This is a genomic window from Noviherbaspirillum pedocola (assembly GCF_016632335.1).
In the GTDB taxonomy this organism is placed as follows: domain Bacteria; phylum Pseudomonadota; class Gammaproteobacteria; order Burkholderiales; family Burkholderiaceae_D; genus Noviherbaspirillum_A; species Noviherbaspirillum_A pedocola.
The window spans coordinates 349,133-372,801 of record NZ_JAEPBG010000001.1 but is presented as its reverse complement, the minus strand read 5'-3'; the positions used below and the strand labels follow the sequence as shown (position 1 = coordinate 372,801).

General features: G+C 63.7%; 22 protein-coding genes. 13 read left to right on the top strand and 9 right to left on the bottom strand.

Going from position 1 to position 23,669, the window contains the following annotated elements:
* Positions 1-30: 30 nt before the first annotated feature.
* Positions 31-2,460 (bottom strand): penicillin-binding protein 1A, encoded by a 2,430-nt coding sequence (locus JJB74_RS01705; protein WP_407672251.1) that lies wholly within the window; start codon positions 2,458-2,460, stop codon positions 31-33.
* 156 nt (positions 2,461-2,616) lie between these two features.
* On the opposite strand from JJB74_RS01705, the gene JJB74_RS01700 reads away from it, so the two are divergent.
* Both JJB74_RS01700 and JJB74_RS01695 read left to right on the top strand, forming a co-directional pair.
* Positions 2,617-3,297, top strand: coding sequence for a type 1 glutamine amidotransferase domain-containing protein (locus tag JJB74_RS01700; RefSeq protein ID WP_200590062.1), 681 nt, complete (start codon positions 2,617-2,619; stop codon positions 3,295-3,297).
* A gap of 30 nt (positions 3,298-3,327) precedes the next feature.
* Complete coding sequence (locus tag JJB74_RS01695) at positions 3,328-4,377, top strand: NAD(P)-dependent alcohol dehydrogenase (protein ID WP_200590060.1); 1,050 nt, start codon at positions 3,328-3,330, stop codon at positions 4,375-4,377.
* Positions 4,378-4,590: 213 nt separating this feature from the next.
* Here the strand turns inward: JJB74_RS01695 and JJB74_RS01690 are convergent, their stop codons facing one another.
* Positions 4,591-5,295 (bottom strand): GntR family transcriptional regulator, encoded by a 705-nt coding sequence (locus JJB74_RS01690; RefSeq protein WP_200590058.1) that lies wholly within the window; start codon positions 5,293-5,295, stop codon positions 4,591-4,593.
* Between the two features lie 280 nt (positions 5,296-5,575).
* Here JJB74_RS01690 and JJB74_RS01685 point away from each other — a divergent pair, with 280 nt between their 5' ends.
* Together JJB74_RS01685 and JJB74_RS01680 are read left to right on the top strand one after the other, a co-directional pair.
* Entirely contained in the window at positions 5,576-6,826 is a 1,251-nt protein-coding gene (locus tag JJB74_RS01685) for an allantoate amidohydrolase (protein ID WP_200590056.1), read from the top strand.
* 40 nt (positions 6,827-6,866) lie between these two features.
* The gene (locus JJB74_RS01680; RefSeq protein WP_200590055.1) at positions 6,867-8,492 is read left to right on the top strand and encodes an HAL/PAL/TAL family ammonia-lyase; all 1,626 of its coding nucleotides are present in this window, start codon (positions 6,867-6,869) and stop codon (positions 8,490-8,492) included.
* Positions 8,493-8,650: 158 nt separating this feature from the next.
* Here the strand turns inward: JJB74_RS01680 and JJB74_RS01675 are convergent, their stop codons facing one another.
* Positions 8,651-9,907, bottom strand: coding sequence for a hypothetical protein (locus JJB74_RS01675; RefSeq protein WP_234483493.1), 1,257 nt, complete (start codon positions 9,905-9,907; stop codon positions 8,651-8,653).
* Between the two features lie 327 nt (positions 9,908-10,234).
* On the opposite strand from JJB74_RS01675, the gene JJB74_RS01665 reads away from it, so the two are divergent.
* The 5 genes from JJB74_RS01665 (at position 10,235) to JJB74_RS01645 (ending at position 15,552) form a co-directional block, all read left to right on the top strand.
* A complete protein-coding gene (locus JJB74_RS01665; protein WP_200590051.1) occupies positions 10,235-10,996 on the top strand; it encodes a phasin family protein in 762 nt (253 codons plus the stop codon).
* Positions 10,997-11,181: 185 nt separating this feature from the next.
* Complete coding sequence (gene phaP / locus JJB74_RS01660; protein ID WP_200590050.1) at positions 11,182-11,763, top strand: TIGR01841 family phasin; 582 nt, start codon at positions 11,182-11,184, stop codon at positions 11,761-11,763.
* Positions 11,764-11,928: 165 nt separating this feature from the next.
* The gene (locus JJB74_RS01655) at positions 11,929-14,625 is read left to right on the top strand and encodes a bifunctional diguanylate cyclase/phosphodiesterase (RefSeq protein WP_234483476.1); all 2,697 of its coding nucleotides are present in this window, start codon (positions 11,929-11,931) and stop codon (positions 14,623-14,625) included.
* Positions 14,626-14,740: 115 nt separating this feature from the next.
* The gene (locus JJB74_RS01650; protein WP_234483466.1) at positions 14,741-15,328 is read left to right on the top strand and encodes a thermonuclease family protein; all 588 of its coding nucleotides are present in this window, start codon (positions 14,741-14,743) and stop codon (positions 15,326-15,328) included.
* Complete coding sequence (locus JJB74_RS01645) at positions 15,322-15,552, top strand: hypothetical protein (protein ID WP_200590048.1); 231 nt, start codon at positions 15,322-15,324, stop codon at positions 15,550-15,552. Before JJB74_RS01650 ends, JJB74_RS01645 begins: the two co-directional genes overlap by 7 nt.
* A gap of 45 nt (positions 15,553-15,597) precedes the next feature.
* Here the strand turns inward: JJB74_RS01645 and moaC are convergent, their stop codons facing one another.
* Positions 15,598-16,095, bottom strand: coding sequence for a cyclic pyranopterin monophosphate synthase MoaC (gene moaC / locus JJB74_RS01640; protein ID WP_200590047.1), 498 nt, complete (start codon positions 16,093-16,095; stop codon positions 15,598-15,600).
* 96 nt (positions 16,096-16,191) lie between these two features.
* Here moaC and JJB74_RS01635 point away from each other — a divergent pair, with 96 nt between their 5' ends.
* Positions 16,192-17,712, top strand: coding sequence for a M48 family metalloprotease (locus JJB74_RS01635; RefSeq protein ID WP_200590046.1), 1,521 nt, complete (start codon positions 16,192-16,194; stop codon positions 17,710-17,712).
* Positions 17,713-17,784: 72 nt separating this feature from the next.
* On the opposite strand, the gene JJB74_RS01630 is transcribed toward JJB74_RS01635, so the two are convergent.
* The 5 genes from JJB74_RS01630 to JJB74_RS01610 all read right to left on the bottom strand — a co-directional run bounded on the left by JJB74_RS01630 (position 17,785) and on the right by JJB74_RS01610 (position 21,063).
* Positions 17,785-18,381, bottom strand: a complete 597-nt coding sequence (locus JJB74_RS01630) for a DUF2946 family protein (RefSeq protein WP_200590045.1) — start codon at positions 18,379-18,381, stop codon at positions 17,785-17,787.
* Between the two features lie 78 nt (positions 18,382-18,459).
* Positions 18,460-19,434 carry a YheT family hydrolase gene (locus tag JJB74_RS01625; protein ID WP_200590043.1) on the bottom strand — a complete coding sequence of 325 codons (975 nt, stop codon included), beginning with the start codon at positions 19,432-19,434 and terminating at the stop codon, positions 18,460-18,462.
* A 5-nt stretch (positions 19,435-19,439) separates the two neighbouring features.
* Positions 19,440-19,871, bottom strand: coding sequence for a YybH family protein (locus JJB74_RS01620; protein ID WP_200590042.1), 432 nt, complete (start codon positions 19,869-19,871; stop codon positions 19,440-19,442).
* Positions 19,872-19,928: 57 nt separating this feature from the next.
* Complete coding sequence (locus JJB74_RS01615) at positions 19,929-20,129, bottom strand: zinc-finger domain-containing protein (RefSeq protein ID WP_234483464.1); 201 nt, start codon at positions 20,127-20,129, stop codon at positions 19,929-19,931.
* A gap of 13 nt (positions 20,130-20,142) precedes the next feature.
* Entirely contained in the window at positions 20,143-21,063 is a 921-nt protein-coding gene (locus JJB74_RS01610; protein ID WP_200590040.1) for a branched-chain amino acid transaminase, read from the bottom strand.
* 207 nt (positions 21,064-21,270) lie between these two features.
* Here JJB74_RS01610 and JJB74_RS01605 point away from each other — a divergent pair, with 207 nt between their 5' ends.
* The 3 genes from JJB74_RS01605 to JJB74_RS01595 all read left to right on the top strand — a co-directional run bounded on the left by JJB74_RS01605 (position 21,271) and on the right by JJB74_RS01595 (position 23,633).
* Positions 21,271-22,008: an AzlC family ABC transporter permease gene (locus tag JJB74_RS01605; protein ID WP_200590038.1), complete on the top strand. Its 738-nt coding sequence runs from the start codon at positions 21,271-21,273 to the stop codon at positions 22,006-22,008.
* Positions 22,005-22,328, top strand: coding sequence for an AzlD domain-containing protein (locus JJB74_RS01600; RefSeq protein ID WP_234483462.1), 324 nt, complete (start codon positions 22,005-22,007; stop codon positions 22,326-22,328). Before JJB74_RS01605 ends, JJB74_RS01600 begins: the two co-directional genes overlap by 4 nt.
* A gap of 114 nt (positions 22,329-22,442) precedes the next feature.
* On the top strand, positions 22,443-23,633 hold the full coding sequence (locus JJB74_RS01595) for a phosphoglycerate kinase (protein WP_200590034.1): 1,191 nt from the start codon (positions 22,443-22,445) through the stop codon (positions 23,631-23,633).
* The last annotated feature ends 36 nt before the right edge of the window (positions 23,634-23,669 follow it).

Sequence of the window (23,669 nt, the reverse complement as noted above, 5' to 3'; positions counted from 1 at the left end):
AGTCGTGGCTCTGTCCACCGCTATCCACCGCTATTGCGCGGGCTGCCCCGGTTGCTGCCCCTGGTCCGTCGCCTGACGTGCCTGCTCGATGATGCGCTCGAGCTCGTCGTCCTGCGGCGCTGGCGCGGGAGCGTCCTGCGAAGGAGCGGGCGTCGGCGCTGCCGGTATCGGCGCTTCCTCGGTCCTCGCCGGCGCCGGCTCGGGCAACTCACCGCCGCCAAAGCGCGCCCGCGCATCGATCATCCTGCCGTTCTGCGCCTGCCGGAAAAAATCGCCCACCAGATACAGCGCGTTATGCGCGCCCTGTCCCCAGTAGCTGCTGCGCATCGTGATGCGCGCATCGTTGAAGCCGACCCAGGCGCCGGCCACCAGTTGCGGATGCATCAGCATGAACCAGCCATCGGTATTGTTCTGCGTGGTGCCGGTCTTGCCGGCGATGTCGCCGCGGATGCCGAACTGCGCGCGGATGCCGGCGCCGGTGCCGCGATTGACCACGCCGCGCAGCATGTCGACCAGCTCCTTCGCAATGTTCTCAGGCAGCGCGCGCCTGCCATCGCCATCGAATTCGGCCAGCACATTGCCGTCGCGGTCCGCAATGCGGGTGACCATCAGCGGGGCGCGCGCGGTGCCGCCGTTGGCGATGGTGCCGTAGGCAGTCGCCATTTCCAGCATCGTCACCGGACTCGTGCCCAGCGCCAGCGCGGGCACCGCATCGAGCCGGCTCCCGTTCACGCCCATCGCCGCGGCGAGATCGGCAACCTTGTTCGGGCCGACCTGGGCCATCACCTGCGCGGTGATGGTGTTTTTCGAATACGCGAGGCCGTCGGCCAGCGTCATCGGCGCATTGCTCGGGGGCTCGAGGTCGGTGGGGCGCCATACCTGGCCGTGGCCCAGCGGTATCTCAACCGGGCCATCGACGAAGGTGGTGTCCGGCGTCATGCCCTTCAGCAGCGCCGCGCCGTAGACGAAGGGCTTGAAGGTCGAGCCCGGCTGGCGCTGCGCACGTGAGACATGGTCGTACTGGTCTTCATCGAAATCGCGGCTGCCGACCCAGGCGCGCACCGCGCCGCTGGCCGGGTCCAGCGCGATGAAGCCGGCCTGCAGCCGGGTCTTGCCGGCGAAGAGCTTGCTCATGAAGTCCTTGTCCGCTTCCAGTCTTGCCAGCGCGTCGTCCGGCTTCATGCCGCCATCCACCGCTGCGCGGTACTGCGCCGACTCGCGCACGAAGGCGTCCATGGTCTCCGCATGGCTGCTGCGGAAATACGCGAAGGGCTTGATGCGCCTGGCCATCGCGGCATAGGCGCCGGGGTTGGTCGACAGCAGGCGCGACGAGGGCAGAGCCCATTCCACGTCGGCCACGGCTTGCAGCCGGTCCATCTGGCGCTCGACGGCGGCATTGGCCGCGGCCTGCATGCGCGAGTCCAGCGTGGTGGTCACGACCAGGCCGTCGAGATAGATGTTGTAGTCGTTCTCATCGGCCCATTCGATGAGCCACTTGCGCACCTGGCGCGCGAAGTGCGGCGCCGGGCCCTGGTCTTCATCCTGGCGCTCGAAGTCCAGGCGGATCGGCCGCGCGGCCAGCGCCTGCCTGCGCGATGCATTCAGATGGCCATTCTTTTCCATCTGCGCCAGCACCACGTTGCGCCGCGCCTTCGCGCGTTCGGGGTTGGTCACCGGGTTGTAATAGCTGGTGCCCTTGAGCATGCCGATCAGCGTGGCGGATTCGAGCACATCGAGCTTGGCCGCCGGCTTGTCGAAATAGGTGCGCGCGGCCATCTCGATGCCCCAGGCGTTGTACAGGAAGGGCACGGTGTTCAGATAGGTTTCGAGAATCTCGCGCTTGCTGTACGCATGCTCGATCTTGAATGCCGTGATCAATTCCTTCAGCTTGCGCGTCAGCGAACGGCTGCGGCCGATCTCTTCCGGATACAGGTTGCGCGCGAGCTGCTGAGTGATGGTGGAGCCGCCTTGCAGATTGCCGGAGAGGCTGTGCGCGGCGCTGCCGAGCACGCGCTTGAAGTCCACGCCATGGTGGTCAAAGAAGCGCCGGTCTTCGGTGGAAATCAGCGCATTCACCACGTTCGGCGAGATGCGCTCCAGCGGCACCCATTCGCGATTGCTGCGGCGAAAGCTGGCGATGCGCTTGCCGTCGATGGACATCAGCACGCTCGGTTGATCGACCTTGGCCTTCTTCAAATCCCTGATGCTTGGCGTGAACGGGATCAGCAGCAGCGTGTAGAGGGTAAGCAGCGTCAGCAGCAGGCCGCCGGTGGCGGCAAGCGCCTTTGCGCCGGAGCCTATGCGCGCCTTGCGCGGAGCGTCCTTGTCGAGAGCGCCGGCATAGTCATCGACGATGTGGCGTATCAGCGCGGCGCCGCGGGTGATGGTGACGCGGCCGATGCGACTGCCCAGCCGCCGTGCGCGCTCGGTGCGCGTGACGGGCGGTTTGAAATCTTCCAAGCTTGCTCCCTGCGATGATGCGAGGCCGTCCCGCTGGTGTGCTGCCGGGGACGGCGCAAAAAGCGCGATGATACCGCAGCGCAATTGGCCTTCCGCCGGAACCATCGTTGGCGGCGTGCGATCCAAATGGGCTTTGCTAGCTATCTGGAGAACGCGATGAACATACTCATGGTCCTGACTTCGCACGATCAACTCGGCAATACCGGCAAGAAAACCGGTTTCTGGCTGGAAGAATTTGCCGCGCCCTACTATGTGTTCCGCGATGCCGGCGCCAGCATCACCCTGGCTTCGCCCAAGGGCGGGCAACCGCCGCTGGATCCGAAGAGCGATGCGCCCGATGCGCAAACCGACGCCACGCGCCGCTTCAAGGAAGACCGCGACGCGCAGGCCGCATTGGCGGCCACGGTGCCCTTGTCGGGCGTCGATGTGCAAAAGTTCGATGCGATCTTCTATCCCGGCGGCCACGGCCCGCTGTGGGATTTGGCGCAGGATGCGGATTCGATCCGCGCCATCGAAACCATGCATCGCGCCGGCAAGGGCGTGGCGCTGGTATGCCATGCGCCGGGCGCGCTGAAAAATACTCGCGCGCCGGACGGATCGCCGCTGGTGCGCGGCAAGCGCGTGACCGGCTTCACCGACAGCGAAGAAGCCGCGGCTGGCCTGACCGATGTCGTGCCTTTCCTTGTCGAGGATGCGCTGAAGGAAGCGGGCGGCCAGTACAGCAAGGCCGGCGACTGGCAGCCGTATGTGCAGACCGATGGCAATCTCATCACCGGCCAGAATCCTGCTTCATCCGAACCGGCAGCGCGCGCGCTGCTGGGGCTGTTGAAGAAGTAAGGTTTTCACACTCAAGCGAAAGGAATCACCATGCTTTCCTCCCTGGGCTACGGCGCCACCGACGCAAACAGCCCGCTCGCGCGCATGTCGTTCGACCGGCGCGATCCCGGACCACACGATGTGCAGATCGAGATCCTGTACTGCGGCGTCTGCCATTCCGATCTGCACACGGTGCGCAATGAATGGGGCAATACCGTGTACCCGGTGGTGCCCGGCCATGAAATCATCGGCCGGGTGACCAAGGTTGGCGAGCATGTCAGCCGCTTCAAGCCGGGCGACATGGCTGGCGTGGGCTGCATGGTCGATTCCTGCCAGCACTGCGATGCCTGCGCCGAGGGCCTGGAGCAGTATTGCGAGAACGGCTTCGTCGGTACCTACAACGGCGAGGAAATGCATACCGGCGGCATGACCTATGGCGGCTATGCCAGCAATATCGTAGTGAAGGAGGGTTTTGTGCTGCGCGTGCCGAATGCGCTCGATCCGGCTGCGTGTGCGCCACTGCTATGTGCGGGCATCACGACCTATTCGCCGCTGCGGCACTGGAAGGCGGGGCCGGGCAAGAAGGTGGGTATCGTCGGACTCGGCGGCTTGGGCCATATGGGCGTGAAGCTGGCGCATGCGATGGGTGCGCATACGGTGTTGTTCACCACGTCGCCGAACAAGCGCGAGGATGGCCTGCGCCTGGGCGCGGACGAAGTGGTGGTGTCGAAGAACGCCGAGGAGATGGCGAAGCATGAGAACAGCTTCGACTTCATTCTCAACACCGTGGCCGCGCCGCATGATCTCGATGCTTTTCTCGTGCTCCTGAAACGCGAAGGCACGATGACCCTGGTCGGCGCTCCAGCCACGCCGCATCCTTCGCCGCAGGTGTTCAACCTGATCATGAAGCGCCGCCACCTGGCGGGCTCATTGATCGGCGGCATCCGCGAGACGCAGGAAATGCTCGACTTTTGCGCCGAGCATGGAATCGTCTCGGATATCGAGATGATTCCGATACATGGGATCAATGAGGCTTATGAGCGGATGCTGAAGAGCGATGTGAAGTATCGCTTTGTGATCGATATGGGGAGCTTGAAATAGGGAAGCGTAGGTTGGGCTGACAAGCCCAACATAGAACGCCCGCAGCCCGCGAGCAAGGATACGTAGGTTGGGCTGATAAGCCCAACATCGAACTCCCGCGGCCCGCGACCAAGTTGGGCTTGCAGCCCAACCTACGGGCCAACATCGAACTCCCACGGCCCGCGAACATGTTGGGCTTCCTTCGTCAGCCCAACCTACGCGATACCGCGCCATTCATCCCGCCCGCGCCAGCAGCCCCGCCGCCAGGTCCCCCGGCGCGGCGGCGGCATCGAATTGCAGCGCGGCTTCCACATGATCCAGGTGCGCCATCATCAGCCGCACCGCTTCATCCGCATCGCCGGCCTTTGCCGCCTTCAGGAATTCCACATGCTCGTCCGATGAGCAGGCCGCGTCGCGCACCGACTGGTACAGCATCGTGATCAGCGAGCTGCGCGCCACCAGTTCCTGCAGGATCTCCGCCAGCACGCCATTGCCAACGACTTCGGCCAGCAGCACATGGAAGTCGCCGAGCAATTGCGAGCGCGCCTTCGTGTCCTTGCCCGATACCGCATTGCGCTCGTTGCGGATGTGCTTTTCCAGGCGGGCATAGTCGGCTGCCTTGGCCCTGGCCACGAATTCCCTGGCCAGTGCGGCTTCGATGATGCGCCGGGTCGCGAACACATCGCGCGCTTCGGCCTCGGTCGGCTGGCTGACGAATGCGCCCTTGTCGGGGACGATGTTGATCAGTTTGTCCTTGGACAGGATCAGCAGCGCCGCGCGGATCTTGGTGCGGCTGACTTCATACACCCGCGACAACGCTTCCTCGCGCAGGCGCGTGCCAGGCGGCAGCTTGCGCGCCGCAATCGCGGCCGCGATATCCTCGGCAATCCATTTCGAGCTGCGGTTGCCGGCGTCGGCTTGGTCTTCGGCTTTGGGCATGGTGGTTTGCGGGTAGGGCAGGCGGATTCTTGCGATGCCTCGGTACCGTAGGGCCTGCTGCGCCCACGCGGTTCAAAAGCAAGCACCGCGTGGGCTGCGCCCACCCTACGCAGAGTCGCGCTCCGACAGGAAGTGAGCGGTCTTCACCACACTTGCCGGCGCGGAACGCCATGAAGCGCAACTATACCAGCCCCTGTAATAGCATGCTAAAAATGTACACTTATTTTGTATACAAAGTTTGGATACGATAATATACTGCGACCATCATCAAGGAGCGGCCATGAGCGCGGAACAGGCAACAGCGGAAATCGGCGACATCATCATGACTATGGCGGACGAGCTTGCCGTGCATAGCGAAGCGGCGGGCATGTTGACCCGCACCTATCTGACCGAAGCGCATCACGGCGCCGCGGCGCTGCTGACGCAATGGATGAAGGATGCCGGCATGACAGTGCGGCGCGATGCCGCCGGCAATGTGATCGGCCGCTATGAAGGCGCAGCGCCGGATGCGCCGGCGCTGCTGACCGGCTCGCATTTCGACACGGTCAGGAATGCCGGCAAATACGACGGCAATCTCGGCGTGATCCTGCCGATTGCCTGCATTGCACGCTGGCATCGGCAAGGCAAGCGCTTTCCCTTTGCCATCGAAGTCATCGGCTTCGCCGAGGAAGAGGGCGTGCGCTTCAAGGCCACGCTGCTGGGCAGCCGCGCCATCGCCGGCACGTTCGATGTCGCGGTGCTGGAGCGGGCCGATGACAGCGGCGCGACGATGCGCGCGGTGATGGCCGCGGCCGGTTTCGATGCGCAGGCATTGCCGCAGGCGACGCATCCGCGCGATGCGGTGCTCGGCTTCGTCGAGGTGCATATCGAGCAGGGTCCGGTATTGCTGGATGAAGGCCTGCCGGTCGGTATCGTTACCGCGATCTCGGGGGCGACGCGCTTCATGGTGGAAGTCACCGGCCTTGCCGGCCATGCTGGCACCGTGCCGATGGGCCTGCGCCGCGATGCGGCGATGGCAGCGGCCGAGATCGGCCTGTTCATCGAGCGGCGCTGTTCGGCAGCCAAGGGACTGGTTGGCACCGTGGGCATGCTGCAGGTGCCCAACGGCGCGACCAACGTCGTGCCGGGCCGCGCGCAGTTTTCCATCGACATCCGCGCCGAAGAGGATGCGGTGCGCGAAGCCGCGGTGCGCGATGTGCTGGCCGAGATGGAAGCGATTGCCAAACGCCGCAACGTGACGCTGACGATCAACCGCACCCATGACGCCGCCAGCGTGCCTTGCGCGCCGTGGCTGCAGCAGGGGCTGGAAGCGGCAATCTCCTCGTTGAACCTGCCGGTGCGCCACCTGCCTTCCGGCGCCGGCCACGATGCGATGGCCCTCGCCGCGCTCACCGATGTGGCCATGCTCTTCGTTCGCTGCGGTAATGGCGGCATCAGCCATCACCCGGATGAAATCATGACTTCCGAAGACGCGGCCGTTGCCGCGGACGTGTTCTCCCGCTTCGTCGAGCGCTTCGCGCCCGGCAGGTAATCGAGCAATCAAGCAAACAACCATCAGGACTGGAACGAGCATGAAAGAACTACTGATCGATGGCTTCACCCTGACCGCGGAGCAGGTGCTGGCGGTGGCGCGCAATCCCGCGCTGAAGGTCGGCCTGGCCGATTCCTCGCGCGCGGCACTGAAGGAAAGCCGCGATTACATCGAGGCCAACTGGATGCATGACGAAGCGCCGATGATGTACAGCTTCAACACCGGCGTCGGCCTGTTGAAGGACACACGCATCCTGGTGGAAAACATCGGCCTGTTCCAGACCCAGATGATCCGTGCGCATGCGGCCGGCATGGGTGAACCGTTCTCCGAGGAAGTGAGCCGCGCGACCATGCTGCTGCGCGCGAACGCCTTCGCCAGCAACTATTCCGCGCCGCGCGTGGAAGTGGTCGACCGCCTGCTGGCTTTCGTCAATGCGGGTATCCATCCGCTGATGCCGCAGAAGGGCTCGGTCGGCGCTTCGGGCGACCTCGCGCCGCTGGCGTATCTGGCAGCAGCGATCGCTGGCTTCGAGGAAGCGCAGGTCATGTATCGCGGCGAAAAGATGAGCGCGCCGCAGGCCATCGAGGCGGCCGGCATCGGCCCGGTGCAGTTTGAGCTGAAGGCCAAGGATGCGTCGGCGCTGATCAATGGCTGCACCGTGTCGCTGGCCGTGGCAGTGCTGGCGGCCGCGGATGCGCGCAACCTGCTGTCGGATGCCTGCATCTCGCTCGGCCTGACGCTGGAAGCGATGCGCGCCGAAATGTCAGGCTTCGACGAGCGCATTCACAAGGCGCGTCCGCATCCGGGGCAGATCAAGACCGCGGCCATTGTGCGCAAGCTGCTTGCCGGTTCGACCCGTGCCACGCATGAAGCGCGCGCGGTGCAATTGCCGGAAGAACTGCGCCGCACCGACATCGCCTACACGCCGCGCATCCAGGATGTGTATTCGCTGCGCTGCGCGCCGCAGGTGTATGGCCCGGTATTCGATGCGCTCGATTACATCGACGGCATCGTCGACAAGGAAATCAATTCCGCCACCGACAATCCGCTGATCTTCGGCAAGGATGGCGGCGGCTTCGAAATCATCTCGGGCGGCAACTTCCATGGCCAGTACCTGGCGCAGGCAATGGATCTGCTGGCCATGGCGGTGACGGACCTGGGCAGCATCTGCGAGCGCCGCATCGCGCGCCTGATCGACCCGACCTTGTCCTGGGGCTTGCCGCGCAACCTGATGACCGGCATCCGCGGCGTCAATACCGGCTATCCGGTGGTGCAGTGCTCGATGAGTGCGCTGGTGATGGAGAACCGCACGCTATGCATGCCGGGCAGCGTGGACAGCATTCCGTCCAAGGGCAACAGCGAAGACCACATCTCGAATTCGACCTGGTGCGCGCGCAAGGCCGCCACCGTGGTGGCCAATACCCGCTACATCGTTGGCGTGGAAATGCTGCTGGCGGCGCAGGGGCTGACCATGACCGAGCCTTTGCTGAAGGACTTCAAGCTCGGCGCGGGCACGCAGGCGGCGTATGACGCGATCCGGCAGCGCATCCCGGCCTGCCTGGAAGGCGATCGCTGGTTCCATGACGATATCGCGACCGCGCATCAATTCGTGGTGGAAGGCTCGGTGCGCGCTGCGGTGGAGCAAAAGCTGGGCGAGCTTTTCTGAACGATGTTCGAGGGAGCATGAAACACGGCTTGTCCCGGGGGACTTCCGGGGCTTGCCGGAATAGCGATCCTTGTCCGACAGCGCAGGACTATTTCTTCCACGAAGGAAAACGAGGCCGTCCGCCAGCAGCGTGAAACGCTGTTGGCCATGCGCGGAGGTCAGCCCGCCTGGAGTGATCTCGCCTCGTGCTTTCCTTGCGGAGCAGTCATGCGGGCAGCGAACGAGCGATCCGATCGGGTCGCTTTCGTGAAAGCCGCGGCGGAAGAAGGGACAGAGGCTTGTAGCAGCGTCCATGCCAGCATGCCGAGGATCAGCAGCACAAATAGGATGGTCGTGGCGGTAAGGATGCCGTTGGTCGCCAGTTTGATGCTAGTCAGCCGGCGTTGGCGAGTCCGGTCGTGGAACCGGGAGGAAACGCGCATCGGCTGTTCTGCAGGCGCCGTATGCGCAGGCGCGTTGCCCGCTCTCTGCGTCGCATGCGGTTCGCTCGTACCCGGCGCTCGCGCCAGCGGCGCGGCGTCCAGGGTTTCCAGCAACGAAGAAAAATCGCGCCGCCGTCGTGACGGCTTGTGCCTGTAGGTGAAGTCGGTCGCATCGCCTTCATCCTTGCCGCTGCGCCCGCCTTCCGGGTGTGCATCATCGGAGTGCATGGCTTGCCCGCGCCCGGCCAATGCACTGGCGTCGGGAACCTTCTCGTGCAGCGGAAGAATGGGCAGCGTCGGTTCGCCGTGCGCAGATGCTCTCGATTCAGGTGCGGCGCTGGTCGATGCGCTTGCCGCGGCAGCCAGCGATTTGTCCACATCAGGCAGCGAGCTCTCTTGCCCAGCCGCCACTTGCCGGGGTGCTATCCCCGGCAGTTCGGGCATGCGCAAAAAATCCTGCCCCAGGTCAGGCAGGAACGGCCGCAGCCGGCCCAGCATCGGCGCGGCCTCCTCCTCGATGCACAGCAGGATGTGCAACTCCAGCATCGGATCACTGGCCAGGCGTATCAGCGCGCGGTCAAACTCGGCGACGTCCGATGCCTCGGCATTGCGGGCAAGATGCCGTTCAAAGCCGTAGAGAATCACGAAAAAGCGCAAACCCTGCTCATGCTGCCAATGTGCCAGCGCGCCAGGCAGGTCGCCGAAATAGGGTGTGGCGCCGGGGTCTGCGGCATGGACCGCTTCGTCGAGGCGTTGCTGCAGCATGGCCAGCGGCGCGCCATCCCATTCATCGAAGAGCACAGCGATCTCGTTCCCGCCGCGCTGCCTGGCTGCCTGCAGCAACAGGCGGCTGCCTGCCTGTGCCTCATCGCGGCGGTAATGAAGAAGATTCAGGCGCGACATGCGCGCTAAGCCAATCAACGCGGCGAACGCGTCGACGTGGCCGGAGGTCGAATTCTCGGCAGGATGGTTGTCGGTTTCAGCAAATGTCATTCGTTAGGGTGCATCAGCGGAGCATTCAACAGGCGCGGGATGGCTTGGTAGAAAGCCCCAGGTAAAACGGTGTATGTCTCTATTGACAACTTTGGCTTGCCACCGGTTCAACACGCTTCGCATCAGGCGGCAAGACACCTGTTCAAGCTGTTCCGGCCGCGAGTTTTTATTAACTTCCGCAGTAACCGGTACGCATTCTTGGGCTAGAATGCGCTTTGCTGCGCAGCAGCATACCTCGCTTATCAATGATTTCTTTCACATGAGGAATTCATGTTTTTAATTCAGGAAACATTCAGACAGGATGCGCTTGCCAAGCTGAGTTCCAGCATGCTGAATGCGCAGAAATTTGCAGAAAACATGTTGGAAATGGCCCGCGAAATCGGTGATCTGAATTTGCGTACCGGTAAGGCCGGCACAGACGCCATGTCCAGCGCTGCACGCAAAATGCTCAGCGCAAGCAATCCGGCGGAATTTCTTGCTGTCGCTGCTACCGTGGCACGGCCCGACTTCAGCGTCATGCACACGTATGCCGAGCAGCTCGGCGGCATTGCTACCCGACGGCTGTCGGCCCTGCCTGGTCTGCCGGCATTGAATGCCGAGTCGCGTGCCGCCGCGGTTCCTGCCGAGGTAGCCCAGACCGCTGAACTATCGCCGGAATCGCTTGCCGCAGTGGTGGCTGAAGCGTCGGCCAACATGCCAGCGGTTGCGCGGGCAGTTGCAGCACCGGCGGATTCCGCGCTCACTGAATCCATTGCGTTGGGGGACGCTGCGGTGATGTCGCTCACCCCCGATGCCGCAGGACCAACCGTTGCACAATCCGCTCCCGAAGCGGCGAGCACGTCAGCACCTCAGCCTTCCGCAGGGGCAGCCAAGGTGAACGAGGAGGCGGTGGCCGAGGCTGCGCTGCCCGCGGACAACGCGGCAGCCGGAGCGAAAATCGCAAACAAGGCGGCGGCCAGTCCGTCAGTGCTCAAGGCCGGCGTGGCGGAAGCCAAATCGCGCGACGGAAAAAAAGCGTCGAAATCGCCGGTGCAGATTAAAGGCAATCCTGGTTTGCATGCATCGAAAACGAGAAAGCCGGGAATGTAATTTCCGAGGGAAATGATTTCCGAAATGAATAATTTCTGTTTTTCATTTCCCTTAATTAATCTGTGATTTTTCATCCGAATTTCCATACGCTGGGTTTAATTGTCACGAAATTCGGGTAGAATTCGCTATGTTGCGCTGCAACATAAAGAGCGTTAATCAAGCCTACCAATACTTCTGGAGAAATCATGTTTCCGAACTTCGAGCAATACTCCGCTTCCGGCCGGGCGCTGCTGGATACGCAAACCACCGCAGTCAACGCGCTGGCCAGTAACATGCTGCAGGGCGTGGAACGTATCGCCAATCTCAATCTGGCCGCTGCCAAAGCGTCTTCGGAAGAGTTTTCCGCCAACATGACCAAGCTGCTTTCGGCAACGAATCCGCAGGAATTCTTCGGCATTTCCGCTGCGCAGTTTCAGCCGAACCTGGAAAAAGTCAGTTCCTACGCGCGCTATCTGAGCGAAATCTATTCGGAAAGCCAGCTTGCACTGGCCAAGGCCATCGAAACCCAGGTCTCCGAGGCAAGCCGCGCTGCTGCCGCAGTGGTCGACCAGTTGTCCAAGAATGCGCCGGCCGGCTCCGAAGATGCCATGGCGCTGATGAAGTCGATGATGGGCAACGGCAATGCCTTCTACGAGCAGATCACCAAGGTGGTCAAGCAAACCACCGATACGATGCAGTCGCAGGCGCGCAATTTCGCAGGCAGCTATGTCCAACCGGCGCAGCAGCAGGCTGAGAAGGTGGTTTCCATCGTGACCCAGAGCGCATAACGCGTTCTCGTCCTTTGTCAGGTTGTCGCGGCAGGCCTTGGGCCTGCCATTTTTTTGTGCGTTTGCGAACGCAAACCATGCGTCGAATCATTGGCCAAACGTGTGGCACTTTTAAGATAGTTCGCATCCCCGCGCGACGGTGCTAAAGCGTTTGCCAAAGGCAAGATGATCAGGACCGCATTCAGAACCATGTCGGCGGACTTGCGTGAAAAGCTGCATTTCCTGCGCGGCGTCTACGGTGTCTTCGTCGCCTGGCTGATGTGCGCAATCCTCGTGGGCATGATTGGCTGGGCGGTGCTGTTCACCAACCTGGATGCATCGCGCCGCGCCACCGAGGAGCGCAGCCTCCTGGAAACGGCCACATTGGCGCGCGATCATGCGGCTGATCTGAAGCGTTTGCTGGATTCGATAGACCAGATCGTGCGCCATGTGCGGCTGGAGTGGCAGCTCTCGAATGGCCATCTCGATTTGCACAGCCTGGCTCGCGACGGCAGCCTGGCGATTCCGGAACGGTATTACGTGAGCATCATCGATCGCGATGGTCGCGCAGTCAGCAATAGTTTCAACGCCGACAGTGACGCTCTCTCCGCTGACCAGGACTATTTCCTCTTTCAAAAATTCGCTCAGTCCGACACCCTGTTCATCAGCGCGCCCAGGCTGGGGCAGGTGCCCGGCACCCATGTGATCTACTTTTCCCGCCGCATCCAGGATGGCGCCGGCGCCTTCGCCGGCACGGTGCTGGTATCGGTGGAACTGACGGTGTTTTCCGACGCCTACGATGCCGCGATCATGGGCAAGCATGGGCTGATCGGCATGATCAGCGACGACGGCGTCACCCGCTTGATCCGCAGCGATGATCACGTTTCCCCGCCCGGGCATCCGGTGCTGGCGCAGACGCCGCCGATAGCGGGGAAGAGCGGTACCAGCCTGTTGCACGAAGAGGGATGGTTCGCTGATGCCCGCAGCCGCTTTCTCGGCTGGCAACGACTCGCCGACTATCCGCTTACCGCGATCGCGGCGCTGGATTACGCCGATACCATGGCGCCCTATGAAGAAAGGCGCGCAACGGCGGTCTGGTATGCCGCCTGGGCCACCATCGTGCTGGGCGTGGTGACGGCGCTGGCCGTGGTGCTGTCCCTGGAAATCGCCTGGCGCAAGCAGAAGCTCCTCATTGCGCAGGCCAGCTATCGGCTGGCGACCGAGGAGGGTAGCGAAGGCTTCTACATCATCGAGCCGCTGCGCGATGAGGATGGCGCGGTGCTGGATTTCCGCGCGGTGGACTGCAATCAGCGCGGCGCGGAGTTCTTCGGCATGCGCCGCGCGCAGTTGATGGGCCGCACGCTGACTTCCTTCCGCAGCGATTTCGACATGGGCAATTTCTCCACCATGCTCACGCAAGCCTTTGAGAGCGGCGCGCATGACACCGAGCTCGATGTGCCGATGGGCAGTCCGCTGCGACTGCGCTCGGTGCATATCAAGATCGTGCGTTCCGACGACCATCTCGCCGTGCGTCTGCGCGACCTGTCGGATCAGAAAGCGCATGTGGAAGAGCTGCAGCGCCGCGGCGACCAGGATGCCCTGACCGGCCTGCCGAATCGTGCCTGGGTGCAGCGCTATCTGCCGGAGGCCATCGCCGGCGCCGAGCGCGAAAGCCGTATGCTGGCCATGCTGTTCATCGACCTGGATGGCTTCAAGAAGGTCAACGATACCGCCGGTCATGCCGCCGGCGATGAATTGCTGCAGCATGCCGCCGACAGGCTCAAGGTGGCAGTGCGGCCCCAGGACCGGGTGGTGCGCTTCGGCGGCGATGAATTCGTGGTGCTGCTCGAGCATGTGCAGCACCATTCCGACGCCGCGCATGTCGCCGAGCGGGTGCGGCAGGCCTTCAGCCAGGCATTCCGCTTGCACCAGGGTGTGCATGCGGTGGGCACCTCGATCGGCATTGCCATGTATCCGAACGACGGCACGGACGCCGCCGCGCTGCTGCAGAACGCCGACATCGCCATGTACTCGGTCAAGACCAATGGCAAGGGCGGCTATCAATTCTTTGAAGCGGGCTTCCATGCGACGCTGCGGGCCCGGCTCGAGCTCGAAGCGGAATTGCGCGCCGCCGTAGCGCACGATGAATTCACGATGGTCTACCAGCCGCGCATCGATGTGATTACCGGCGCAACGCTGAGCCTGGAAGCGCTAGTGCGCTGGCAGCATCCGTCGCGCGGCTTGCTCGAGCCGCGGGAATTCATAGCCCTGGCCGAAGAGACGGGACTCATCGTGGGCATCGGCGAACTCGTCATCGACAAGGTGTGCGCGCAGCTTGCCGCGTGGACTTCTCCGGGCGGCGAGCTGGTGCCGGTGTCGGTGAATGTCTCGCCGCGGCAGTTCAGTCATGCGAACGTCGCCGACCTGGTCACTGCGGCATTGGACCGGCATGGCGTGCCGGCGCGGCTGTTTGAAGTCGAAATCACCGAATCGTCGATGATGGAGTCAGGCTCGCAAGCGCCGCGCATGCTCGAAGCCTTGCATGCGCAGGGCGTGAAGATACTGGTCGACGATTTTGGCACTGGATATTCCTCGCTGTCGCAGTTGCAGAAGCTGGATTTCGATGTGCTGAAGGTGGACCAGGCTTTCACCGCGGAGATTGCGCATACCAATGAAAGCCGGGTGTTCTTCACCGCCATCGTCACCATGGCGCATGCGCTGGGCATGCGCGTGGTCGCGGAAGGGGTGGAAAGTCTGGAGCAGGTGCGCATTCTGAAATCCCTGGACTGCGACGAGATCCAGGGCTACTACATTTCGCCGCCGCTGCCGCCGGGCGACGCACAGCCGGTAGCGCCACGCGCCGCGCTGGCGGCAATGTCCTGAGCGGTGCTTCTGGTATCGGTTTTCGGTTGGCAACCGTCAGCCACTGGCTTCCTCGACGCAGCGGATCGGATGTGACTTATGATCACGGCTCCTTGTAACCGCGACCGGAGACCGTATGACAGGAGCATCTCGCCCGCAGTGTTTGGGACTCGCCTTGTGTTGCGCATTAATGATGGCCAGCGCCAGCGCGCATCCGGTGATCAGCGTTGCCGATGGCGATACCTTGACGCTGGCAGTGGACGGTCGGCGCCTGAAAATCCGCCTTGCCAATATCGATGCGCCCGAGCGTGGACAGGCATACGGCCGCGAATCGCGGCGCTCGCTTGTTGAGCTTTGCATGCACAAAGAGGCGCAATACCGCACGCAGGATATCGATCAGTACGGAAGGACCGTAGCCGTCGTGACCTGCGACGGCGTCGATGCCAGCCGCGCCCAGGTCGAACGCGGCATGGCTTGGGTGCTCACGCATTACAACCGCGATGCTGCGCTGGCAACGCTGCAGCAACAGGCCAGATGGCGTCGCATGGGCTTGTGGGCGGACAGCAATCCGCAACCGCCGTGGGAATTCCGGCATGGCAAGGACGGCAGCGCGCAGACGCTGAGCCCGGTGAGCCGTCTCGGTGAAGGAGACGACATCTGCTATACCGGGCCGCGCGGCGGCAGATTCCGTTGGGTAAATGGGCACAAGCGCTACGGATGCTGAACGGCGACCGGCCAGCGCTTATGGGTTCGGCGTTTTGCCTTGGAGTTGCAAGCGAAATGGCGCGGTTTGCTGCACCAATCTTCAAGGCATGGAAGCCATACCGTTTCGGTCATCGAGAGGAATGGAACTGCACCGCTGTATTTGCCGGGGAAGCGGCGTTGCGTTCGGAAGAGGGGTTCCTGCGTTTGGCGTCAATCCAAAAAGCCGGTGCCGGAATTCCGTAATGCACAAATGAATTGGCGAGCAGCTTTTCGATCACGCATTCCCTCTCACTCCGCCACCCAATCTCCCGACTTGCCCCCGTGCTTCTCCAGCACCTTCACATCGGTCATCACCATGCCGCGGTCCACCGCCTTGCACATGTCGTAGATCGTCAAGAGGCCGACCTGCACCGCCGTCAGCGCCTCCATCTCCACGCCGGTCTTGCCGCTGGTTTCCACCCGCGCGGTGCAATGCACCTGCGGCGCGGCCGGGTCGATCTCGAAATCCACCGCCACGCGCGTGAGCGCCAGCGGGTGGCACAGCGGGATCAGGTCGCTGGTGCGCTTGGCCGCCATGATGGCGGCGATGCGGGCGATGCCGAGCACGTCGCCTTTCTTGGCGCTGCCGCTGCGGACCAGTTCCAGGGTTTCCGGCTTCATGCGGATGGTGCCAGCGGCGATGGCGATGCGATGGGTGTCGGCCTTGGCGCCGACATCCACCATGTGCGCCTGGCCGGCGGCGTCGAAATGGGTCAGGCCGGAAGGGGAAGTCTGGTCGTTGCTCATCGTGAAAAGGGAAGCGTGGCGGTTTGCGGTTGTGCCGCGGCGGGCGGCGGGTATCATAGCACCGTCTTTTAACATTCCGCATTTCGCGGTCTTTCCATGCCGATCCGATCCCGCATCCGCGCCGCCTTGGCGACGCTGCTGATTTCCGGTCCGATGCTGGTCCAGCCGCTGGCCGCGCAAAGCCTGCCCAATGTCGGCGCCGGCTTGCCGAATCTCGGCGGCACCGAGCGCGAGGAATTGTCGCCGGCCATGGAGCGCCGGCTCGGCGAGCAGATCATGCGCGACCTGCGCCAGGACCCGGACTACCTGGACGACGCGCCCACGCTCGAATACCTGAACAATTTCGGTAATACCCTGGTGTCGGCACGTCCCGAGGTGCGCGGCGATGCCAGCTTCGATTTCTTCTTCTTCGCAGTGCGCGACGGCTCGCTGAATGCGTTCGCGCTGCCGGGCGGCTTCATCGGCGTGCATTCCGGTTTGCTGCTGGCAGCGCAGAACGAGTCCGAGCTGGCATCCGTGCTGGCGCACGAGATCGGTCACGTAGCGCAGCGCCACATCGCGCGCATGCTCGGCGCGCAGCGTCAGGACATGCTGGTGCCGCTGGCTTCGCTGCTGCTCGGCGCGCTGGCGGCGCGCTCGAGCCCGGACGTGGCGATGGCTTCGGTGATGGGCGGGCAGGGACTGGCGATTCAGCGGCAGCTCAATTTCAGCCGCGACGCCGAGCGCGAAGCCGACCGCGTCGGCCTGCAGATTCTGGATGCCGGCGCCTATGACACTTCGGGTATGGTCGCCTTCTTCGGCCGCCTGCAGACCGCGACCCGCAATTATGGCGAAGGCATTCCCGCCTATCTGCAGTCGCACCCGCTGACCACCGAGCGTATTGCCGACATCCAGGCCCGCATTCGGCAGCAGCGCTATCACCAGCATGCGGACAACATCGACTTCTACCTGATCCGCGCGCGGGTGCGGGTGCTGCAGAACGATAACCCGCAAGGCTGGCGCGACGCTGCCAAGATTTTCGAGACCGAACTCGCACCGAAGACACGGGTTCAAACCGCGGCCGCGAAATACGGCCTTGCGCTGATTGCGCTGCGCCAGGGCGACGCCGCGCGCGCGCAGTCCCTGCTGGATGAAGCGCGCGCCGCGGCGCTCAAGGATGCTGAACCGCTGGCCAGCCTGGGCGTGGAAATCCGTCTGGCGGCCAACCAGACCGATGCGGCGCTGAAGCAATCGGCGGCCGCGCGCGAGGCTTTTCCGCTGTCGCGCGATATCGCGTCGCAGTATGCGGATGCGCTGATCGCCGCCGGGAAAATCGACGAGGCGGTGCGCTATCTGCGTGACCAGTCGCAGTTGTACCGCGAGGATGCGCGGGTGCAGCAGCGGCTGGCGAAGGCTTATGCGACGCAGGGCAAGCAGGCTCTGCAGCATCTGGCGCTGGCCGAGTCCTATGCGATCAAGGGCAGCCTACCGGCGGCGCTGGACCAGCTGCAGATCGCGCGGCGCGCGCCGGATGCGTCGTTCTACGACCAGTCCATCATCGATGCGCGCGAGCGCGAGTTGAAGGCGCAGCGGTTGGAAGAGATGAAGCAGAACAAGGAAGGGAAGAACAAGCCGTAGGTTGGGCTGACGAAGGAAGCCCAACGGAAGTTCGCACGGGATCGGGGTGCATGTTGGGCTTTTCAGCCCAACCTACGAGCCTTCCCGCGGCCGGCTCACGAAACCGAAGCGTGCATCCAGGCCGGTATCCGGAATGCGCTCCACCGCCAAGCGGCGCTCGCCGATCTGCCATTCCAGCGGCCGCGGCGCCTGATCCGCCAACCATTCCAGCAATTGCTCATCCCCCAGCGCTGCGCCATCGAGTTGAAAGTCCGGTGTGATTGCCGCCAGGTCACGATCGTCCAGCGCGGCAAGCTTGTCCTGCGCGCGCAGCAGCAGCCGGCCGGATAGGGTCAGCCAGGCAGCGTCTGGCGAACTCAGCGCCTGACCGGTATGCAGCACGAAGCCCTGGGTCGGATCGGTGCGCGCCACATAGGGCGCAACCTCGAGATCGATGTAGACCCGCTGCGGACCGTTCTGGAAATACCAGCGCCCGGCGTCGTCATGGGTGTAATTGCGATGGATGAAGCTCTGCAGCGTGGTATTGGCGATGCGTTCGCCGGGCGCGTTCTGCCGCTGCGCCGCTTCGTCGCGCATGCGCCAGTTGCCGCGCGCATCGAGCGCTAGCCAGCCGTAGCAGTGCGGTACATTCGGCCACTTGGCCATGGCTTGCCGAACGATATCGTCCATGCTCATGCTCCCGGAAACAATGGATGAAAAAACGTGGATGCATGGTAATCGAAGCCGTATATGGCCGTTTGCGCGCCGTCACCGGGCGCTTTCGTCCTCACCTTCGAGAAAGGCGACGATGCGCCGCGGCAGCCAGGTATTGACGCCCGGCGCGGCGCCGGTGGCGAAGCCGACATGGCCGCCTTCACGCGGATACTCGAGCGTGACGCAGGAAGAAGCGTGCCGCGGCAGATGCCGCGCCGGCAGAAAAGGATCGTTCTGCGCATTCAGCACCAGCGTGCGCACCCGGATCGCGTCCAGCACATGGCGCGCGCTGGCGCGGTCCCAGTAGTCGTCGGCGTCGCGAAAGCCGTGCAGCGGCGCGGTCACCACGTCGTCGAAATCATGCAAGTTGCGCGCGGCCAGCAGCCGCTCGCGGTCGAACAGGCCCGGAAACTGGTCCAGCTTCTTCAGGCACTTCGGGATCATCGTTTTCAGGAAGACCCGGGTGTAGATCATGTTGAAGCCCGAGGACAGCGCCTCGCCGCCGCCGGCCAGATCCAGCGGCGCCGAAATCGCGCAGGCCGCATCAATGAAACCGGCGGCCTCGCCCGATTCGCCCAGCCAGCGCAGCAGCGCATTGCCGCCCAGGGAGACGCCCGCTGCGTGGAAATGCCCGATTTGCCGGCGCATTTCGCTGCCTTGCAGCCGGCGCAGTATCCAGTCGAGTTCCTCGACGTCGCCGGAATGATAGAAGCGCGGCCCGGCATTAAGTTCGCCCGAGCAGCCGCGGAAATGCGGTATCGCGCCCCACCAGCCGAGTTCGCGCAGATGCGCCATCAGTTCGCGCGCATAGTGGCTGCCTGACGAGCCTTCGAGGCCGTGAAACAGCACGACCAGCGGCTTGCCCGGCTGGCCGTCGAGGAAATCGATGTCGACGAAGTCGCCGTCGGGCGCGGCCCAGCGCTCGCGCCGGAACGCGACCTCGGGGCGGCGGATGAAGGTGGCGGGATAGATGGTCTGCAGATGACCGCCGGGCAGCCAGCGCGGCGCACGGTAGCTGAAATCCCTCATGACGATCAGTGCAGTACGGTGCCCGAAGGCGCCGACGCCGGCGCCTGACCGGGCGCTACCGACGCATGGTGCATCACGATGCGCCAGCCGACCGGCGTCTTCAGATAGACATTGGTGGCGACGATGTGCAGATCCTGCGGCTCCTGGCCAGGCGTGCGCACTTCCTCGAGCACGCTGTGCACCGCGCTCATCATGTTCTGGTTCACATGCAGCAGCGTCGGCGCCAGGCGTACGCCGCCGCGCTCGAAGACTTCGACCCAGGAAGCGCGGATCGCCGCGTGGCCGATCAGGCGCGTGGCGCCCGGATGCACGCAGACGATGTCGTCGTCATCGGCCCACAGTGCCATCAGCGCATCGACATCATTGCTGGCGATGGCTTCGTAATAGGCGGCTTCGACGTCTTCTGCGCTGCCGGGAATCTTGCCGGGTTTGGCCATGAAATGCTTCTTGTGCTGGAAGCCGCCGCGGTGCTCGCGGCGGCAGGGGGAGGGGGCTCAGTGCCCGTGTACGACCGCGCCGGGCTTCAACCGGTACACGGTGCCGCAGTACGGGCATTTGCCGACGCCTTCGTTGCCGAGGTCGAGGTAGACCTTCGGATGGTTCGACCAGATCGGCATCGACGGATTCGGGCAAAAGGCCGGAAGGTCGTGGCCGTCGAGTTCGACATGACTCATCTGCTGGTTGGTGCCGCTCATCTTTTCTCCAGGATTAAACAAGTGTCAGCCAGTGCTTGTACTGTGGCGCCTTGCCGGCAACCACGTCGAAGAACAGGCTTTGCAGTTTTTCAGTGATCGGACCGCGGCGGCCCGGGCCAATTTCGCGGTTGTCCAGCTCGCGGATCGGCGTGATCTCGGCCGCGGTGCCGGTGAAGAAGGCTTCGTCGCAGCAATACATCTCGTCGCGGGTGATGCGCTTTTCGATGACTTCGATGCCGAGGTCGCGCGCCATGGTCAGCACCGCGTCGCGGGTGATGCCGTCCAGGCAGGAAGCCAGGTCCGGCGTGTAGATCTTGCCGTTCTTGACGATGAACACGTTCTCGCCAGAGCCTTCGGACACATAGCCGTCGGTGTCCAGCAGCAGCGCCTCGTCGTAGCCGTCGGCGGTGGCTTCCTGGTTCGCCAGGATCGAGTTGATGTAGTAGCCGCAGGCCTTGGCGCGCACCAGCGACACGTTCACATGGTGGCGCGAGAACGACGAGGTCTTCACGCGGATGCCCTTGGCAATGCCTTCCTCGCCGAGGTAGGCGCCCCAGGGCCAGGCAGCGATGGACAGGTGGATGGTGTTGCCGCGGGCCGAGACGCCCATCTTTTCCGAGCCGATCCAGGCCAGCGGGCGCAGGTAACAGGATTCCAGATTGTTCGCGCGCACCACTTCGCGCTGCGCCGCCATCACCGTTTCCAGGTCATAGGGGATGGTCATCTGGAAGATCTTGGCGGAATTGAACAGGCGCTGGGTATGTTCGCGCAGGCGGAAGATCGCGGTGCCTTCGTCGGTCTTGTAGGCGCGCACGCCTTCGAACACTCCCATGCCGTAATGCAGCGTATGGGTCAGGACGTGGACCGTGGCGTCGCGCCAGTCGATCAGAGCGCCGTCCTTCCAGATCTTCCCGTCGCGGTCAGCCATGGACATAGTCATTCTCCGGATTAATTGTTGCAAAGGCTGGATTTTAGCGGATTAAGCTTGGTGTCGACGAGGGTACGCACTGCATCGATGCAAGCAAATGCAAATTAAGGGGTTTCGCATCTCCGGCCCGAGTAGAATGGCGGCCCGGAAAGTTTGCTGCAGTGCGGCAAATCAGCTTTCTCACCCGTCTTTCCAGATAGTCATTCTTGCCCGATGCCGCCCGATTCAACAGGCCTATCCGCCGTAGTCTTTCCCGATCCTGAAAAGCAGGCTTTCCGCCAGGCCACCCGCGACTGCGCCCAGGCCATGCCCGGCATCTTCGCCTGGGCGGTCGTGACCGGCATGGCGATGATGCAATCCGGGCTCACGCTGTGGCAGGCGCTGGGCATGAACTTCATCGTCTTCGCCGGATCGGCGCAACTGGCCGCGCTGCCGCTGATCGCGGCCGGCGCATCGCCGCTGCTGGTGCTGCTGACCGCGCTGGCGGTGAACCTGCGCTTCGTGATCTTCGGCGCCAGCCTCGGGCCGCATTTCGCGCACCTGCCATGGAAAAAGCGCCTGTGGTACGGCTACCTGAACGGCGACATCGTCATGGGCTATTTTCCGCAGCGCTACGCCGAGGGTGGAAGGCCCGCGGGCAAGGCTGGCTATTACATGGGCATCTGCGCGCTGAACTGGATCGTGTGGCAGGCCGGATCGGTTGCCGGCATCCTGATGGCCTCGCGCATTCCGGCGAGCTGGGGCATCAGCTTCGCCGGCACGCTGGCGCTGCTGGCGCTGCTGATCCCGCTGGTAAAGAATGCGGCGGCGCTGTCCGGGGTGAGCGTGGCCGGCACCGTGGCCGTGGCCGGCGCGGCGCTGCCTTACCGCCTGGGCCTGCTCGGCGGCGTGGTCGCCGGCATGGCCACCGCGCTGGCAGTGGATGCGTTGCAGGGCGGCGAGGAGAAATGATGGATGCGCACGAAATCTGGATCACGATTGCGCTGATGACGGCGGCTACCGTCATCACCCGCGCTTCCTTCTTCCTGTTCGCGCGCGTCCGGCTGCCGGCCGGCGTGCGCCATGCGCTGCGCTATGCGCCGCCGGTGGCTTTCGCCGCGATCGTGATGCCCGACATCCTGCTGGCCAATGGCGCGCTGATGTCGGACTGGCGCAATCCGCGCATCATCGGCGCCATCGCCGCAACGCTGTTCTTCCTCGCCAGCCGGCATCTGCTCGGCACCATCATCGTCGGCATGCTGGCCTATACAGCGGCGCGCCTCTGGCTATAAAGTCGCCCGGCAAAAAAGTTCCCGGCACGCGCGCAGCCTTTGCCGAAAACGGTATTTCCCCGAAATGCGGTCGGGTAGAATACGCGTCTTTCCAATTCAACATGACTCGCGACCATGCAATTCAATCGCTTCGCCGACCTGGTTTCCGGCGGCAAACTCCAGGGCAAGCGCGTGTTCATCCGCGCCGATCTCAATGTGCCGCAGGATGACGCCGGCAACATCACCGAAGACACGCGCATCCGCGCCTCGGTGCCGGCGATTTCCCAGGCGCTGGATGCCGGCGCCGCGGTGATGGTCACTTCCCACCTCGGTCGTCCGACCGAAGGCGAATTGAAGCCCGAAGACAGCCTGGCGCCGATCGCCAAACGCCTGTCCGAGCTGCTGGGCAAGCCGGTGGAACTGAAGCAGAACTGGGTCGATGGCGTCGATGTCGCGCCGGGCCAGGTGGTGCTGCTGGAAAACTGCCGGGTGAATAAGGGCGAGAAGAAGAACAGCGACGAGCTGGCGCAGAAGATGGCCAGGCTCTGCGACGTGTATGTGAACGACGCCTTCGGCACCGCGCACCGCGCCGAAGCCACGACCCACGGTATTGCCAAATACGCGCCGGTTGCCTGCGCCGGCCCGCTGCTGACCGCGGAACTCGATGCGCTGGGCCGCGCGCTGCACGAGCCGAAGCGTCCGCTGGTGGCCATCGTCGCCGGCTCCAAGGTCTCCACCAAGCTGACCATCCTGAAAACCCTGGCCGACAAGGTCGACAACCTGATCGTCGGCGGCGGCATCGCCAACACCTTCATGCTGGCCTCGGGCCTGAAGATCGGCAAGTCGCTGGCCGAGCCGGACCTGCTGAACGAAGCGAAAGCCATCATCGACATGATGGCCAAGCGCGGCGCATCGGTGCCGATTCCCGAAGACGTGGTGTGCGCGAAGGAATTCGCCGCCACCGCGCAGGCCACGGTCAAGGACGTGAAGGACGTGGCAGACGACGACATGATCCTCGACATCGGCCCGAAAACCGCAGCCAGGCTGGCCGAAGGCATCAAGGCCGCCGGCACCATCGTCTGGAACGGCCCGGTCGGCGTGTTCGAGTTCGACCAGTTCGGCGAGGGCACGAAGACGCTGGCGATGGCCATCGCCAATTCCGGCGCCTTCTCGATCGCCGGCGGCGGCGACACCTTGGCGGCGATCGCCAAATACGATATCGCCGATCGCATCGGCTACATTTCCACGGGCGGCGGCGCTTTCCTGGAATTCCTGGAAGGCAAGACCCTGCCGGCGGTGGAAGTGCTCGAGCAGCGCGCATCTTGAGCACCGCGCCCGCATTCGGCCGGAGCCGTCCGCGCC